16 protein-coding genes are annotated in these 15107 nt (G+C 59.3%); 6 read left to right on the top strand and 10 right to left on the bottom strand.

The window, feature by feature from the left end:
• Positions 1 to 5: 5 nt before the first annotated feature.
• The 4 genes from ACIPLA_RS08385 to ACIPLA_RS08400 all read right to left on the bottom strand — a co-directional run bounded on the left by ACIPLA_RS08385 (position 6) and on the right by ACIPLA_RS08400 (position 2960).
• On the bottom strand, positions 6 to 872 hold the full coding sequence (locus ACIPLA_RS08385; RefSeq protein ID WP_401172908.1) for a metal ABC transporter permease: 867 nt from the start codon (positions 870 to 872) through the stop codon (positions 6 to 8).
• Positions 872 to 1540 carry a metal ABC transporter ATP-binding protein gene (locus tag ACIPLA_RS08390; protein WP_401172909.1) on the bottom strand — a complete coding sequence of 223 codons (669 nt, stop codon included), beginning with the start codon at positions 1538 to 1540 and terminating at the stop codon, positions 872 to 874. The genes ACIPLA_RS08385 and ACIPLA_RS08390 overlap by 1 nt, the downstream gene beginning before the upstream one ends.
• Positions 1537 to 2433: a GTP cyclohydrolase FolE2 gene (gene folE2 / locus ACIPLA_RS08395; protein WP_401172910.1), complete on the bottom strand. Its 897-nt coding sequence runs from the start codon at positions 2431 to 2433 to the stop codon at positions 1537 to 1539. Before folE2 ends, ACIPLA_RS08390 begins: the two co-directional genes overlap by 4 nt.
• A gap of 149 nt (positions 2434 to 2582) precedes the next feature.
• Positions 2583 to 2960 (bottom strand): glutamine synthetase, encoded by a 378-nt coding sequence (locus ACIPLA_RS08400; RefSeq protein ID WP_401172911.1) that lies wholly within the window; start codon positions 2958 to 2960, stop codon positions 2583 to 2585.
• A gap of 127 nt (positions 2961 to 3087) precedes the next feature.
• Here ACIPLA_RS08400 and dksA point away from each other — a divergent pair, with 127 nt between their 5' ends.
• The 3 genes from dksA to ACIPLA_RS08415 are packed head-to-tail and all read left to right on the top strand — an operon-like array spanning position 3088 to position 5379.
• Positions 3088 to 3492, top strand: a complete 405-nt coding sequence (gene dksA, locus ACIPLA_RS08405) for an RNA polymerase-binding protein DksA (protein WP_218395641.1) — start codon at positions 3088 to 3090, stop codon at positions 3490 to 3492.
• A 28-nt stretch (positions 3493 to 3520) separates the two neighbouring features.
• Positions 3521 to 4729, top strand: a complete 1209-nt coding sequence (gene zigA, locus ACIPLA_RS08410) for a zinc metallochaperone GTPase ZigA (protein WP_401172912.1) — start codon at positions 3521 to 3523, stop codon at positions 4727 to 4729.
• Positions 4729 to 5379 (top strand): DUF1826 domain-containing protein, encoded by a 651-nt coding sequence (locus ACIPLA_RS08415; RefSeq protein ID WP_401172913.1) that lies wholly within the window; start codon positions 4729 to 4731, stop codon positions 5377 to 5379. The genes zigA and ACIPLA_RS08415 overlap by 1 nt, the downstream gene beginning before the upstream one ends.
• 4 nt (positions 5380 to 5383) lie before the next feature.
• Here ACIPLA_RS08415 and ACIPLA_RS08420 read toward each other — a convergent pair whose 3' ends face one another.
• Entirely contained in the window at positions 5384 to 5740 is a 357-nt protein-coding gene (locus tag ACIPLA_RS08420) for a hypothetical protein (RefSeq protein WP_008073576.1), read from the bottom strand.
• A 27-nt stretch (positions 5741 to 5767) separates the two neighbouring features.
• Between ACIPLA_RS08420 and ACIPLA_RS08425 the strand changes: the two genes are divergently transcribed.
• Complete coding sequence (locus tag ACIPLA_RS08425) at positions 5768 to 6739, top strand: CobW family GTP-binding protein (RefSeq protein ID WP_401172914.1); 972 nt, start codon at positions 5768 to 5770, stop codon at positions 6737 to 6739.
• A gap of 147 nt (positions 6740 to 6886) precedes the next feature.
• On the opposite strand, the gene ACIPLA_RS08430 is transcribed toward ACIPLA_RS08425, so the two are convergent.
• Positions 6887 to 7300, bottom strand: a complete 414-nt coding sequence (locus ACIPLA_RS08430; RefSeq protein WP_095052328.1) for a DUF3301 domain-containing protein — start codon at positions 7298 to 7300, stop codon at positions 6887 to 6889.
• Positions 7301 to 7420: 120 nt separating this feature from the next.
• Between ACIPLA_RS08430 and pdxY the strand changes: the two genes are divergently transcribed.
• Entirely contained in the window at positions 7421 to 8293 is an 873-nt protein-coding gene (pdxY, locus tag ACIPLA_RS08435) for a pyridoxal kinase PdxY (protein ID WP_218395633.1), read from the top strand.
• 94 nt (positions 8294 to 8387) lie between these two features.
• Here pdxY and ACIPLA_RS08440 read toward each other — a convergent pair whose 3' ends face one another.
• Positions 8388 to 8870 (bottom strand): acyl-CoA thioesterase, encoded by a 483-nt coding sequence (locus ACIPLA_RS08440; protein WP_007896533.1) that lies wholly within the window; start codon positions 8868 to 8870, stop codon positions 8388 to 8390.
• A gap of 196 nt (positions 8871 to 9066) precedes the next feature.
• Between ACIPLA_RS08440 and ACIPLA_RS08445 the strand changes: the two genes are divergently transcribed.
• Positions 9067 to 10830 carry a cation:proton antiporter gene (locus tag ACIPLA_RS08445; RefSeq protein WP_401172915.1) on the top strand — a complete coding sequence of 588 codons (1764 nt, stop codon included), beginning with the start codon at positions 9067 to 9069 and terminating at the stop codon, positions 10828 to 10830.
• A 161-nt stretch (positions 10831 to 10991) separates the two neighbouring features.
• Here ACIPLA_RS08445 and ACIPLA_RS08450 read toward each other — a convergent pair whose 3' ends face one another.
• From ACIPLA_RS08450 to uvrD, 3 genes are all read right to left on the bottom strand, one after another.
• The gene (locus ACIPLA_RS08450; protein WP_008073570.1) at positions 10992 to 11399 is read right to left on the bottom strand and encodes an SMI1/KNR4 family protein; all 408 of its coding nucleotides are present in this window, start codon (positions 11397 to 11399) and stop codon (positions 10992 to 10994) included.
• 136 nt (positions 11400 to 11535) lie between these two features.
• Entirely contained in the window at positions 11536 to 12411 is an 876-nt protein-coding gene (locus ACIPLA_RS08455) for a Tim44 domain-containing protein (RefSeq protein WP_123495688.1), read from the bottom strand.
• Between the two features lie 307 nt (positions 12412 to 12718).
• A complete protein-coding gene (uvrD, locus tag ACIPLA_RS08460; protein WP_192345139.1) occupies positions 12719 to 14902 on the bottom strand; it encodes a DNA helicase II in 2184 nt (727 codons plus the stop codon).
• Positions 14903 to 15107: the final 205 nt, after the last annotated feature.

A 15107-nucleotide genomic window follows, 5' to 3' on the forward strand; every position in this document is an offset into this window, starting at 1 on the left:
AGACCTCATTGGGATGTGAGCAAAGGCGGGCGGCGCAGCAAGCCGTGCACCGGACCGAACACCACGGACAGCAGATACAAACCGCCAGCCACCAGCACGATCGCCGGGCCGCTGGGTAGCGAGTAGTAGAACGACAGCAACAAGCCGAACCAGACCGAGAGGCAACCGAGCAGCGCGGCGATGGCGATCAGTACCGGCAAGCGACGACTCCAGAAGCGAGAAGCCGCGGCCGGCAACATCATCAAACCGACCACCATCAAGGCACCGATAGCCTGGAAGCCGATCACCAGATTCAGCACCACCAGGGTCAGAAATACCCCGTGAGCCAGTGGCCCGAGGCGGCTGACGGTTTGCAGAAAGAGCGGGTCGAGGGTGTCCAGCAACAGGGGTTTGTAGATGAGGGCCATGGCGATCAGGCTAAAGCCCGAGACCCAAATCATGCCGATCAACGTCGGCCCGTCGACCGCGAGCGCCGAGCCAAACAACAGGTGCAACAGGTCCAGCCGCTTACCGGCGATACCGAGGATCAGCACGCCGCTGGCCAGCGATATCGGGTAGATCGCGGCCAGGCTCGCGTCTTCCCGCAGGCCGGTGCGGCGGGTGATCCAGGCCGCCAGTCCGGCCATGCTCAGGCCCGCGCCGAGGCCCCCGATGGTCAACGCGGGCAGGCTCAACCCGGCAAACCAGAAGCCCAATGCGGCGCCCGGCAAGATGCCGTGAGCCACTGCATCGCCGATCAGACTCATGCGCCGCAGGATCAGAAACACCCCAAGCGGTGCTGTACTGCACGCCAGAACGAGACCACCAAGCAACGCCCGGCGCATGAATACGAATTCGTGGAACGGTTGCCAAAGCTGAGCGGCAGCGATCATCAAGCCACCTGTGTCTGGGGTTGTTGGTGAATCAGATCGGTACTGAGGCCGAGGACGCAGCCGCTGCTTTTGATCAATAGGGCTTGTGGGATGTGTTGGCGCACGGCGGCCAGGTCATGACACACCACCACCAGCGTTCGACCTTCGGCATGCCAGGCATGGATGTGTTTCCAGAGCAGCGCCTGGCCGAGTTCGTCGAGCGCGGCGTGGGGTTCGTCGAGCAACAACAAGGGGGCTTCTGCAAGACTCAACCGGGCGAGCAGGGCACGCTGCAATTCGCCTCCGGAGAGGGCCATCAATGGGCGATGTTCCAGGCCACTCAGGCACCAGTCTTCCAGCGCAGACTTGAGGCGTTGGCTGCGAATTTCCGGAGTTTGCTTGCTGCCCCAGAAACCTGCGGCCACCAACTCTTTCAGGCTGATGGGGAACTGCCGATCCAGATGTTGTTGCTGAGGCAGGAACGAAAGGCCGCCTTTGCGTGGAACATCAATGATGACTTTTCCAGCCAGTGGCTTTTGCAGACCGGCGATGACTTTCAGCAGGCTGGTTTTACCCGAACCGTTGGCACCGATGACAGCGGTCAGACTTCCTTTGGGTAACTGGAAATCCACCGATGGCGTGAGCGGTTGACCGGGAGCGCCCCAGCGCAAGGCTTGGCATTGGATCATGCAGCCTCCCAATTCCAGCGACTTTCAGCGACAGCATCGTGGGCATGAAGACTTTCGGCATGAACGACTCGCACCTGAAAGGCGTTGATGCCCGGGGAGCGTTTCAGGGCCAGGTTCAAGCGTCGAGCGGCGTCTTCGCAGAACATCAGGTTCTGTCCATTGGCGAGGGCGAAGGCTTGTTCATCGGCGCGTTTCACGGCGGTTTGCACTGCGGTGCCGAGGGCTGCTTCCGCATCGTTGATCGCGGCGATCAGCGGCAGGTCATCCAGATAATCGTCCAGACGCAACTGCAATCGCGCATTGCTGCGTTGGCTATGCGGTGTGGCGACGATGCCTTTCGTGGAACCGAGCCAAGCCAGAACGTCGGCGTGTTGCAGCGACTTGTTGGCAAAGTCATCCACGAATTGTTGTTGAATCAACTGCCGCGAAAGTGCCGCTGAGCACGGGCAGGTTGAGGAATAAGGAACATCGATTTTTAGTTCCACGTGGAACATCGCGTTTTTCAAACTCGCTTCAATGCTCACCGGATAAGTTTTCCAACCGGCTAGCGGACTGATGAGTGCGGGTCTTTTGAGCAATAGTTCTGTGTGAATTTTTAGGTAAGCGTTGTGGGAAAGTCCTTCATGGCTCTGAAGAAAACTCTGCAAGACTCGCCGCAACAACGCCGGTGAAAGATTTTCCTGCTCAAGCATTTCCAGCGCCAGATACAGCCGCGACATATGGATGCCGCGCGCCTCTCCATCGTCGAGGCTAACGCCAGCGTCGGCCTTTGCGCTCAGTCGTTGGCCATCGAATAAAACAGGAAGAGCAATGCCGCACATGCCCACCCAATCGAGTGGCAGGGCTTGGCGTGAGGCCTGCGCGGCGATATCCGGCAGAGTCAGCGCATTCATGAGCAGGTCCATCGTGGGATTTGATTTGGCATGTTATATTATAACAATCAAATCGACGATGCCTTTTTCGTGAGCAGACTTTCACCCTGCACAGACGTCACTTGCTCATGCGGACGCGGCGGCGCGTCTCACTTGGACGGTCTCGAGGCTTAGCAGCCGGTCATCCGGCTACACGTGAACTTGCCGCTACTGCCGCCGGAGCTGGAAAACCGATTGATGGTTGTCCAGCCAACCCGGCGGTTGTAGCCGACCCAGGCTTCGCCATCGGACGCGATGCCAGTGAAGAACGTCAATTGCCCATAGCGGCTATTGGTTTGCGCCCAATAGCGTTTGCCGGCCACTTCGAAGCCGCGCAGATAGATTGTGCTACCGACGGTGTTAACGCTGTAGGCATTGCCGTCGGCATCTACGCAGGCCAGCAGATTGGCGCTGCGGGTGCAGTCGGCCAGGCTCGGGACTTGTCCCCTGGCATCGACCGCGATCAGCAACGAAAGGCTCAATAGCGAGAGTTTCAGGGCGTTTCCCATGGCATTTCTCAAAAGGGCGGACGGTTTAAAGCATTGTGCCCTTTGTCGTGAGTAACAAGAGGGGAGTGGCTTATTTGCGTTGTTATACTATAACATAAAAATACGCCCGCTCTGATGATCCATCGCCATGACTGAACAAGAACTCCTCGCTCAACCCGCCGCCGATTACATGAACGACGCCCAGCAAGGCTTCTTTCGTGAGCTATTGCTGGCGCAGCGCAGCGAGCTGCAGGAGCGCATTGCCGGCGAGTTCGACGCGTTGCGCCAGCAGGAACCCCACAGCGATCCCGCCGATATCGGCAGCGCCGAAGAACAGCGCCAGTGGCAACTGCGCCTGCTGGAGCGGGAAAAGAAGCTCCTGGACAAGATCGACGAAGCCCTCGAACACGTGGCTCGCGGCGAGTACGGCTGGTGCCGCGAAACCGGTGAGCCGATCGGCCTCAAGCGCCTGCTGCTGCGGCCCACCGCCACTCTGTGCATTGAAGCCAAAGAACGTGAAGAGCTGCGCGAACGCCATCAACGGGCGATTTGACCGGCCACATCCTGATGAGGAATACCTGATGCCCAATCGTCTCCCCGTGACCGTCCTGTCGGGCTTTCTCGGCGCCGGAAAAAGTACACTTCTTAATTACGTACTACGTAATCGCGAAAATTTGCGTGTCGCGGTGATCGTCAATGACATGAGTGAGATCAACATTGATGGCAGCGAAGTTCAGCGCGATGTCACCTTGAACCGTGCCGAAGAAAAACTCGTGGAAATGAGTAATGGCTGCATTTGCTGCACCTTGCGGGAAGATTTGCTCGAAGAAGTCAGCAAACTCGCCAGAGAGGGTCGTTTCGATTACCTGCTGATCGAGTCCACGGGGATTTCCGAGCCTTTGCCCGTAGCGGAAACTTTTACGTTTCGCGATGAAGAAGGGCAGAGCCTGGCGGACATAGCGCGACTAGACACCATGGTTACCGTGGTCGACGGCATGAACTTCCTGCTCGACTATCAGGCCGCCGAAAGCCTCGCTTCCCGTGGCGAAACCTTGGGCGAGGAGGACGAACGCTCGATCACTGACCTGTTGATCGAGCAGATCGAATTCGCCGACGTGATCCTGATCAGCAAGATCGATTTGATCGGCAGCAACGAGCGCCAAGAGTTGATCGCGATCCTTGAGCGGCTCAATTCCCAGGCCGAAATCATTCCGATGGTCATGGGCGAAGTGCCGCTCAAGAAAATCCTCAACACCGGGCGCTTCGACTTCGAAAAGGCTGCTCAGGCGCCGGGATGGTTGCAGGAATTGCGCGGTGAACACGTGCCGGAAACCGATGAGTACGGTATCGCCTCCACGGCCTATCGGGCGCGGCGACCGTTTCATCCGCAACGCTTCTTCAGCTTCATCGACCGTCCATGGGTGAACGGCAAATTGCTGCGTTCCAAAGGCTTTTTCTGGCTGGCCAGCAAACACAGGGATGCTGGCAGCTGGTCCCAGGCCGGCGGCTTGATGCGGCACGGTTTTGCCGGGCGCTGGTGGCGTTTCGTGCCGAAAAACCAGTGGCCGCAAGACGAAGAAAGCACCGCCGGGATCATGGAAAACTGGACGGCGGCCACCGGTGATTGCCGCCAGGAACTGGTGTTCATCGGCCAGAACATCGACTTCGCGCAACTTGCCGCCGAACTCGATAACTGCCTGCTGACGGACGATGAAATGGCCTTGGGTGTCGAGGGTTGGCAGTTACTGCCCGATCCGTTCGGTCCTTGGCACGAAGAGGCGGCCGCCTGATGTTGGCGCCCAGTCTTAAGCTGCGACCGGTCATTCGTCAGGTTCAAGGTGATACGCCAAAAGCGCTGACCGGAATTCTGGACGACGGCGTAAACCTGGCCCTCTGGCAACGCCAACTCCCGGCGCACATTACCGATTTCGGTCGCTTGTTGTTGTCCCTGAATGAGCCGCTGGCCGAGTCGTTGTCCCTGGAAATGCCCGGCGAGGACGCCGAACCCAATCTCCACGGTTTAGCCTCAGGCTTCAGCGATCTGGAAGGCTACGAAGGCTTTATTGCCGATGTTTCCTGGCTGGTCAGCGCTTTCACCTGCCTGTTGGGCGCCCAGCGTATCGGCCTGCGCCTGCGGGTTCTGGACAAAGCCATGTGCCCGCGTTTCCACGTCGATCACGTGCCGGTGCGGTTGATCACCACCTACGCAGGTATCGGCAGCCAATGGCTGAAAGAAGGGGCGATGGATCGCCGGCAATTAGGCAAACCTGAGGCCGAACCGCAGGACGAGTCGCTGATCCAGCAAATCTCCATTGGCGAAGTGGCGTTGCTTAAAGGGGAGAAGTGGCACGGCAACGAAGGCTTCGGTTTGATCCACCGCTCGCCGCAGCCGGTGTCGGGCGAGCGTCGTTTGATCCTGACCCTTGACTGGCTGAGCTAGCCGCTCAAGGTTTGAGCCAGGTTCCCTGGCTCTGGGCTTCGCAAAACGGCTTCAGATACGCCGCATCGGTGGCCACGCCGTAATAGTGAATATCCTGCCGGTAAGGCATATTGGCGACTTGAGCGTTGCTGCACACCCCGAACGCGCCGGTAGGGCATTGGTCGACGTACTGCACCTCGACTTTCTGCCCGGGCAGATTCGGCTGGCAGAATCCGTCGGCGAACAGTTTTTCCGGGATGTTGCGGTTTTGCTGGCAGACCTTCACGTCGAGCCGCTCAGCCGTGCTGTGCACCACGCAGGCCTGAGCCAGTGCTTCGCCCGACGTGAGCGCCAGAAGCAACGACCATCCCATCAACCGCATTCTTTACCTCCTCAGAAAACCTCGACCATGTTGCAGAACATTCCCACCCACGTCATTGCTGGCCCACTAGGCGCTGGCAAGACCAGCTTGATCAAGCACCTGCTGGCGCAACGGCCCGTGGGTGAGCGCTGGGCGGTGTTGATCAACGAGTTCGGCCAGATCGGTCTGGATGCCGCGCTGTTGACCCAGGATGCCGATGGTATCGCACTGGGGGAAGTGGCCGGGGGCTGTTTGTGTTGCGTCAATGGTGCACCGTTTCAGATCGGCCTCGGGCGGTTGCTGCGCAAGGCACGATCGGATCGACTGTTCATCGAACCCTCCGGGCTGGGACATCCGGCGCAGTTGCTCAGGCAATTGAATGAGGCGCCGTGGCAAGGTGTCCTGGCGGTGCAGCCGTGCGTGCTGGTGCTGGATGCTCAGGCGCTGGCGGCCGGAAAACCGCTGCCTGCGGCGCAACAGCAAGCCTTGGACAGTGCCGGGTTGCTGTTGCTGAACAAGGCAGAAGGCCTCGACGACAGCGATCGCCAACGAATCGCCGCACAGTTGCCGATGCGTCCTTTGTACTGGACGCAGCAAGCCGCCTTGCCGTTGAGCGAGTTACCGGGGCTCGGGGCTCAGGCTGTCGGGGGGGTGGATAACTTTGTTGTGCCCAAGGGATTGGCGCAGATGCCGGCTATCTGGACTGACCCCACGCTGCCGATTTGCTTGAGTCAGGCGCAAGAGGGCGGCTGGAGTGTTGGATGGCGGTGGCATCCGAGCCAGATATTCGATGCCGTATTGATCGGGAAATGGCTTGAGCGCCTTGAATGGCGGCGGGCGAAGCTGGTTATCCACAGCGCCGAGGGGTGGGTGTCGGCGAATGCGCTGGATAACTCGTTACTGGATTGGCAGATCAGCGAATGGCGTCGGGATTCGCGCATGGAGTTGATTTTCAGTGAGCCGCAGGCTGTTGAGGTGTTGCAGGAAGGTCTGGCGGGATGCAGGGTTCAAGCGAATTAGCTGATTTTTGCGCAGTCTGTGAAGGCCTCTTCGCGAGCAAGCCCGCTCCCACAGGAGGCTGTGATGTGCACACAAGTTGTGCAGCACAACAGATCAAATGTGGGAGCGGGCTTGCTCGCGAATGGATTTAACTGACAACAACTACCTTCAAGGCCGCCACTTGGTGTGTTCTTGCCGCCACTGACTCAGTTCAATCACCTCGGCTCTGGGCTTCGCGATATCGACCACCGGCGGAGTGTCGTCGAACGGCATCGGGTAGGGCGCGAGCTCGATCTGTGCGCTGTGGGCGCCGAACTGGGTGATGGTGCCGGTGTGGCGGGTTTCGCCGGTCACGGTGAATTCGAAGTTATACACACGGGCCAGGCGCCGACGGCCATTGGCGTCTTTAATGAAGGCGATCTTCTTCAAGGCTACGTTGCCGTCCAGCAGCTCGATCCGAAGCTTGGCGCAATGCTGCATGACCCGCTCCAGCGCACGTTCGCGCAAGCCGTGGTTGTGCCACAACCACGCGCCACCGGTGGCGAGCAGCATCAACACGAGGATATTTCCGAGGGTCAGCATCAACAGGGTGCTCCAACAAGATAGTGCCAGCTTAACTGTGTCGCCGGTCTGTCGTACAGGCTGCGTTTAGTCGCATACTGCGCGGCTCGAATTTCAATCGTTTGACGGAAAACTCACCGCATGAAACGTACGCCCCATGTGCTCGCCATCCAGTCCCACGTGGTGTTCGGCCACGCAGGCAACAGCGCCGCGGTTTTCCCGATGCAGCGGGTCGGGGTGAACGTGTGGCCGCTCAATACCGTGCAGTTCTCCAACCATACGCAATATGGCCAGTGGGCCGGGGAAGTGCTGGCTCCGCATCAGATTCCGGAATTGGTAGAAGGAATCGCTGCAATTGGTGAGCTGGGCAATTGCGATGCCGTGTTGTCCGGCTACCTCGGCAGCGCGGCCCAGGGCCGGGCGATTCTCGCGGGCGTGGAACGAATCAAATCGATCAATCCCAAAGCGGTATACCTCTGCGACCCGGTGATGGGCCATCCGGAGAAGGGCTGCACCGTTCCAGCCGAGGTCAGCGATTTTCTGCTGGAAGAGGCGGCAGCGGTGGCCGACTTCATGTGCCCGAATCAGTTGGAGCTGAACAGCTTCTCGGGGCGCAAGGCGCAGTCATTGTTCGATTGCCTGGCCATGGCGCGAGCGCTGCTGGCTCGCGGTCCGAAGGCGGTGCTGGTCAAGCATCTGGACTATCCCGGAAAACCGGCGGAGGGCTTCGAGATGTTACTGGTGACCGCTGAAGGCAGCTGGCACCTGCGTCGGCCGCTGCTGGCGTTTCCGCGTCAGCCGGTGGGCGTTGGCGATCTGACTGCCGGGTTGTTCCTGGCGCGCGTGCTGCAGGGTGACAATCTGGTGAGTGCCTTCGAATTCACTGCGGCGGCGGTGCATGAAGTGATGCTGGAAACCCAGGCCTGCGCCAGCTATGAGCTGGAACTGGTGCGGGCACAGGACCGGATCGCCCATCCGCGGGTGCGGTTCGAAGCGACGGCGATCAGCCTTTAAAGGCTTCGCGGGCAAGCCTCGCTCCTACACAGGGATGGCGCATTACCCGTAGGAGCGAGGCTTGCCCGCGAAAGCGATCTAAAGACCGAACACCTCAGGCGTCGCCCTTGATGTCCTGATAACGCTTTTCCAGTTCCTGACGAATCTGCCGACGTTGCTGCGCCTGCATGTACCGACGCTTGTCTTCACTGTTCTGCGGTTGCAGCGGTGGGACTGCGGCCGGTTTGCGTTGGTCATCCACTGCGACCATGGTGAAGAAACAGCTGTTGGTGTGACGCACCGAGCGCTCGCGGATGTTCTCGGTCACGACCTTGATGCCCACCTCCATCGAGGTGTTGCCGGTGTAGTTGACCGAAGCCAGAAAAGTCACCAGTTCGCCGACGTGAATCGGCTCGCGGAAAATCACCTGATCCACCGACAGGGTCACCACATAGCGGCCGGCATAGCGGCTGGCGCAGGCGTAAGCCACTTCATCGAGGTATTTGAGCAGGGTGCCGCCGTGGACATTGCCAGAGAAGTTGGCCATGTCGGGGGTCATCAATACCGTCATCGACAGCTGGGCGTTTCCGGGTTCCATAACGTACTCACGGGTTCAAGGCAGGATTCGGGGTTACACCTCTGTGGGTGCTCGGTTTTTCAAACCAACAGTTATCGGGACGCCGGGCGGATGGTCGCCGTCACGCCCGGATCGATCTGTTTCCATATATTGCACCGCCTTTCTGCCAGAAGTCGCGGTGTTACCCTTCGAAAGGCCACTCCAAGGAGCCTATGCCATGCATGCCATCAGTTTCATTCAGGATCTGGCAGTGATCATGTTGATCGCGGGTGTGGTGACCGTGCTCTTTCATCGTCTCAAACAACCAGTGGTGCTCGGCTACATCGTCGCCGGCTTCATCATCGGCCCGCACACGCCGCCGTTCAGCCTGATCCACGATGAAGCCACCATCAAAACCCTCGCCGAGCTCGGAGTGATTTTCCTGATGTTCTGCCTGGGCCTGGAGTTCAGCCTGCGCAAGCTGTTCAAGGTTGGCGCCACGGCGTTCATCGCAGCGTTCCTGGAAATCGTCCTGATGATCTGGATCGGCTACGAAATCGGCCGCTGGTTCGACTGGAATACCATGGACTCGCTGTTCCTCGGCGCGATCCTGGCGATTTCCTCGACCACCATCATCGTCAAGGCGCTCAACGATCTGAAGATGAAAAACGAGCGTTTTGCACAGCTGATCTTCGGCGTGCTGATCGTCGAAGACATCCTCGGCATTGGCATCATCGCGTTGCTGTCGAGCATCGCGGTCAGTGGAACAGTCAGTTCCGGCGAGGTCTTTTCCACGGTCGGCAAGCTGTCACTGTTCATGATTGTCGCACTGGTTATTGGCATTCTGCTGGTGCCCCGACTGCTGGCCTATGTGGCCAAATTCGACAGCAACGAGATGCTGCTAATCACCGTGCTGGGCCTGTGTTTCGGCTTTTGCCTGTTGGTAGTCAAGCTTGAATACAGCATGGTCCTCGGCGCGTTCCTGATCGGCGCGATCATGGCTGAATCGCGGCAACTGCTGAAGATCGAGCAGTTGATTGAGCCGGTTCGAGACCTGTTCAGTGCCATCTTCTTCGTCGCCATCGGCCTGATGCTCGACCCGATGATCCTGCTGCAATACGCCTGGCCGATCGCGGTGATCACCGTGGCTGTGGTGCTGGGCAAGATGTTGTCCTGCGGCCTCGGTGCCTTTATCGCTGGTAATGACGGACGCACCTCACTGCGCGTGGGGATGGGGCTCTCACAGATTGGCGAATTTTCTTTCATCATCGCGGCGTTGGGCATGACGCTGCAGGTCACCAGCAACTTTCTCTACCCGGTGGCGGTGGCTGTTTCGGTCATCACCACGCTGTTGACGCCGTATCTGATCCGCGCGGCCGATCCGCTCTCGATCAAGCTTGCTGCAGTGATGCCGCAGCGTCTGGGCCGTGTGCTCGGGATGTATGGCGAATGGCTGCGCAGCATTCAGCCTCAGGGCGAGGGTGTACTGTTGGCGTCGATGATCCGGCGGATTCTGTTGCAGGTAGGGGTTAATCTGGCGTTGGTGATTGCGATCTTTTTCTCGGGCGCGTTCTTCGCCGAGCGCATGTCCGTTTACCTGCAAGCCTGGATCAGCGACCCGAGCTGGCAGAAAGCGTTGATCTGGGGTGGGGCGTTGCTGTTGTCACTGCCGTTCCTGATCGCCGCCTATCGCAAGCTCAAGGCGCTGTCGATGCTGCTGGCAGAGATGGGTGTGAAGCCGGAAATGGCCGGTCGCCACACACAGCGAGTGCGTCGGGTGATCGCCGAAGTGATTCCGATCCTCTCGCTGTTAGTGATTTTCCTGCTGCTGGCAGCCTTGTCGGCCAGTATTCTGCCGACCAACAAGTTGCTGGTGCTGATCGTCATAGTCGCGGCCGCGGTGGCGGCGCTGCTCTGGCGCTGGTTCATCCGTGTGCATACGCGAATGCAGGTGGCTTTGTTGGAAACGCTGGACAATCACAAGGATGCATCAGGCCACTGACGTTGCACCATTGCACTTGTAGCAGCTGCCGAAGGCTGCGTTCGGCTGCGCAGCAGTCGCAAGTCAGGCGCTGAGGTGATTCAGGTTAACCGAGTGTCAGGGTTTACGACTGCTGCGCAGCCGAACGCAGCCTTCGGCAGCTGCTACAAAGTCGTGCTTGCTCAGCTTTCCAGCCAGACGTCCCGCGCCCAGTGCCATACCGATTCCCAGGTTTCTTCGGCGAGCAACTCTTCTTCAGCCAGCCACAGCACCACGGTGCCGTCTTCTTCGACCAGGTAGTAATTGTCACCGTCCTGGCAGATCGGAATCATGCTGCGATCGACGCCAGCATCCCAGGCGTTGGCGGCAACGTCCGGCAGGTAGGTGTGGGATTGCGGATCGGTGACGGTCACTGGCTCCAGGCTGCCGTAGACCACGTCGCTGACGGTCAGCAAAAATTCTCTGAAGACGAATGGGATGTCGATGAACAGTTGCTCTTCGATTTCCACAATCTGATCTTCGTCAGGCAATTCCAAGGGGACCGGTACCGGTTCGTTGGCTTCACGCAGTTGTTCGATGATTTCTTCCACGTCCGGGATCCTCTTGCTTGATGGCGCGGTTTAGTTGGGGCGGTTTATACAGTAGCTCGCTATAGATGCAACCGCGAAATAGAAAACCCCGGCCGAGGCCGGGGTTTTATTACAACAGGTGAAGCGCGGGAAGTGATCAGCCGTTCTGGCGGATACCGGCCACCAGCCAAGGCTGGTTTTCGCCCTGTGGACGTTCCATGTTCCAGCTTTCGCTGAACACTTCGCCCTGATCAAAGCGCGAGGACTTCGATACACCGCTGAAGGTCAGGGTGGCGATAGTCTTGTCCGCACGGTCATCAACGCCATCCAGTTGTACCTGGAGGTTATCGATGTAGGTCGACTGGAAGCCGTCGCCCAGATCGGCACGTTCGCGCTTGAGGAACTCCAGCAGTTGCGGAGTCACGAACTCGGCGATCTTGTCCATTTCGTTGGCATCCCAATGCTGCTGCAGGGACTGGAAGTGGTTGCGGGCCGCTTCAATGAAGTTGTGTTCATTGAACCAGGCTGGCGCGTTGATCACCGGACGAGCGGCAGCAGGTGCAGCCGAACCGCCGAAGATCGAACCCATGGCTGTTGGTTTCTGTTCGAACACTTCACGCTGCATCGGCGCGCCGGCTGGAGCCATGTGCTCCTGCTGCTTGCGACGACGAGCGGCGATGAAACGGAAGACCAGGAAGGCGATGACCGCCATGATCAGGATGTCGAAGATCTGCATGCCCTGGAAGCCGTCGCCCATGAACATGGAGGCCAGCAGGCCACCGGCGGCGATACCGGCCAGAGGGCCGAGCCAGCGCGAAGCACCGCTGGCCTTGGTGGCGGCGCCAGCAGCACCGGCCGCGCCCGCAGTGGCAGCAGCGCCGCCGGCAGGAGAAGAAGGAGCCATTTGGCTGGTCTGGTGAGTCGGCGCAGCGCCGGAGCTCTTGCCGCCACCAAAGCGCTTGGCGGCATTGGCGTCGAGGCTCATCGTCAGGCCAATGCACAACGCCATGGCGATGCTAAGAAAACGTTTCATAAAGGGAATTCCCAATTTGTGGAAGGCACGCGCGCCATGTTGCACAGCTGAAGTGTTGCTGGCTAGCGGCAGAGTGTTTCGGGCTTTTGCCTGACAGGTAGTGTTCAGCTTTCGGTCACGCAATAAGACTTGATAACTTTGGTCTGTAGGACGAGTGGATGAGTTCTGTAGGAGGTTTGGTAATTTCATCAGATCAACCTGTGGGAGCGGGCTTGCTCGCGAAGAACGATGACACGGTGTTTCTGATACACCGCGGCGCTGCCTTCGCGAGCAAGCCCGCTCCCACAGAAAAGCTCTGCGGCGGGCTTTAGATTGCTTCCAGCTTGGCGTAACCCAGCATCAACCACTTGCTGCCTTCGCTGAAGTTCACCTGCACCCGCGCCTGAGCGCCGGCGCCTTCGAAATTCAGGATCACACCATCGCCGAACACCGAATGCCGCACGGTCTGGCCGAGGCTGAACCCGGTGTCCGGGATCTCGCTGCCGCCGAACAGGCTGCTGGAGCTCTGCTGCTGGCCACCGCCGAACGGACGGCTGACGCTGTTGGACAGCCGCACTTCCTGGATCAGGCCTTTCGGCACTTCACGTACGAAACGCGACACCTTGTTGTAGGTCTCGCTGCCGTACAGGCGGCGGGTTTCAGCATAGGTCAGCACTAGATTCTGCATCGCCCGGGTGATACCGACGTAGGCCAGGCGGCGTTCCTCTTCAAGACGGCCGGGTTCTTCCAGGCTCATCTTGTGCGGAAACAGGCCTTCTTCCATGCCCACCAGGAACACGTAAGGGAATTCCAGGCCCTTGGCGCTGTGCAGGGTCATCAACTGAATGCTGTCTTCGTGTTCGTCGGCCTGGGTGTCGCCGGCCTCCAGCGAGGCGTGACCGAGGAATGCTGACAGTGGCGACTGTTCTTCATCCTCTTCCGGGTTTTCGAAGTTGCGCGCGGCGCTGACCAGTTCCTCAAGGTTTTCTACTCGGGCCTGGCCTTTCTCGCCTTTTTCCGCCTGGTGGTAGGCAATCAGCCCCGACTGCTCGATCACGGTTTGGGTCATCAAGTGCAGCGGCATTTCCAGGCACTTGGCGGCGAGGTCCTCGATCAGCTCCATAAATGCCCCTATGGCACCAGCAGCGCGACCGGTCAGACCTTTGTTGGCCACCAGCTGACGCATGGCTTCCCACATTGACACATGGCTGTGGCGTGCATGATCGCGGATCGCTTCGACGGTTTTTTCGCCAATGCCGCGGGCCGGAACGTTGATTACTCGCTCCAGGGCCGCGTCGTTGCCACGGCCTTCCAGCAAACGCAGGTACGCCATGGCGTTCTTGATTTCTGCCCGTTCGAAGAAGCGCTGACCGCCATAAATGCGATACGGAATGCGCTCACGCAGCAAGGCTTCTTCCAAAACGCGCGATTGGGCGTTGGAGCGGTACAAAATCGCGATATCGCTACGAGCCAGGCCGGTTTTCAGCGCGCTTTCAATGGTTTCGACCACGTAGCGTGCTTCATCATGCTCGTTGAACGCGGCGTACAGATTGATTGCTTCGCCTTCGCCTCCATCGGTCCACAACTCTTTGCCCATGCGCCCGGTATTGTTGGCGATCAGGGCGTTGGCGGCTTTGAGGATCCCGGCGGTAGAGCGGTAGTTTTGCTCCAGACGAATGATCTGGGCATCGGGGAAGTCGTCGGAATACTGATAAATGTTCTCGATTTTCGCGCCGCGCCAGCCATAGATCGACTGATCGTCGTCGCCGACCACCATCAGACTGTCGCCACCCTTGGCCAGCAGACGCAACCAGGCGTATTGCACGGCGTTGGTGTCCTGGAATTCGTCCACCAGAATGTGCCGGAAGCGCTTCTGATAATGGGCGAGCAGGCCCGGGTTATCGCGCCACAGATCGAGGGCGCGCAACAGCAGTTCAGAGAAATCGATGACGCCGGCCCGCAGGCACGCGGCCTCGTAGGCTTCATAAATGCTGCGCATGGTCGCCAGGAACAGATCGCCGCTGGCTTGAATATGTTGCGGACGCAGACCTTCGTCTTTCTGCCCGTTGATGAACCACTGGGCCTGTCGGACCGGCCAGCGTTGCTCGTCCAGGCCCAGCTCGCGGATCACCCGCTTGACCAGCCGTTGCTGGTCGTCGCTGTCGAGAATCTGGAAAGTCTGGCTCAGGCCGGCTTCCTGCCAGTGCGCCCGCAGCAAGCGGTGCGCCAGGCCGTGGAAGGTGCCGACCCACATGCCGGCCGGGTTGATACCCATCAGCTGCTCGATGCGATGACGCATCTCGGCAGCGGCCTTGTTGGTGAAGGTCACCGACAGAATGGAGTGGGGCGAGGCGTTTTCGACCTGGATCAACCAGGCGATACGGTGCACCAGCACTCGGGTTTTACCGGAGCCAGCACCGGCCAGGACCAACTGACGACCCACAGAGGCCGCTACGGCCTGACGTTGGGCATCGTTGAGGGAGTTCAGCAGAAGGGAGAGATCATCGCGCATCGGGGCATTCTAGGGTGCGCCGTCACACCGGGCAAACCGAGCTTTGCATTAGCCGATGAAAGAAGCACCGATGACGACCGGTCGGTCACCGGCTGCAAGCATTGGCGGAGCTCGTCTGGCGGCTTTTTTACCAAGGTGGGCGGCTCAAACTTTCGTCTATTTTGTGACCTGGGGCTGTTTGGTCCGGGCATTTGCTTGTGTATGC

Origin of the sequence: Pseudomonas sp. NPDC086112 (genome assembly GCF_044746425.1) — a bacterium.
Lineage (GTDB): Bacteria > Pseudomonadota > Gammaproteobacteria > Pseudomonadales > Pseudomonadaceae > Aquipseudomonas.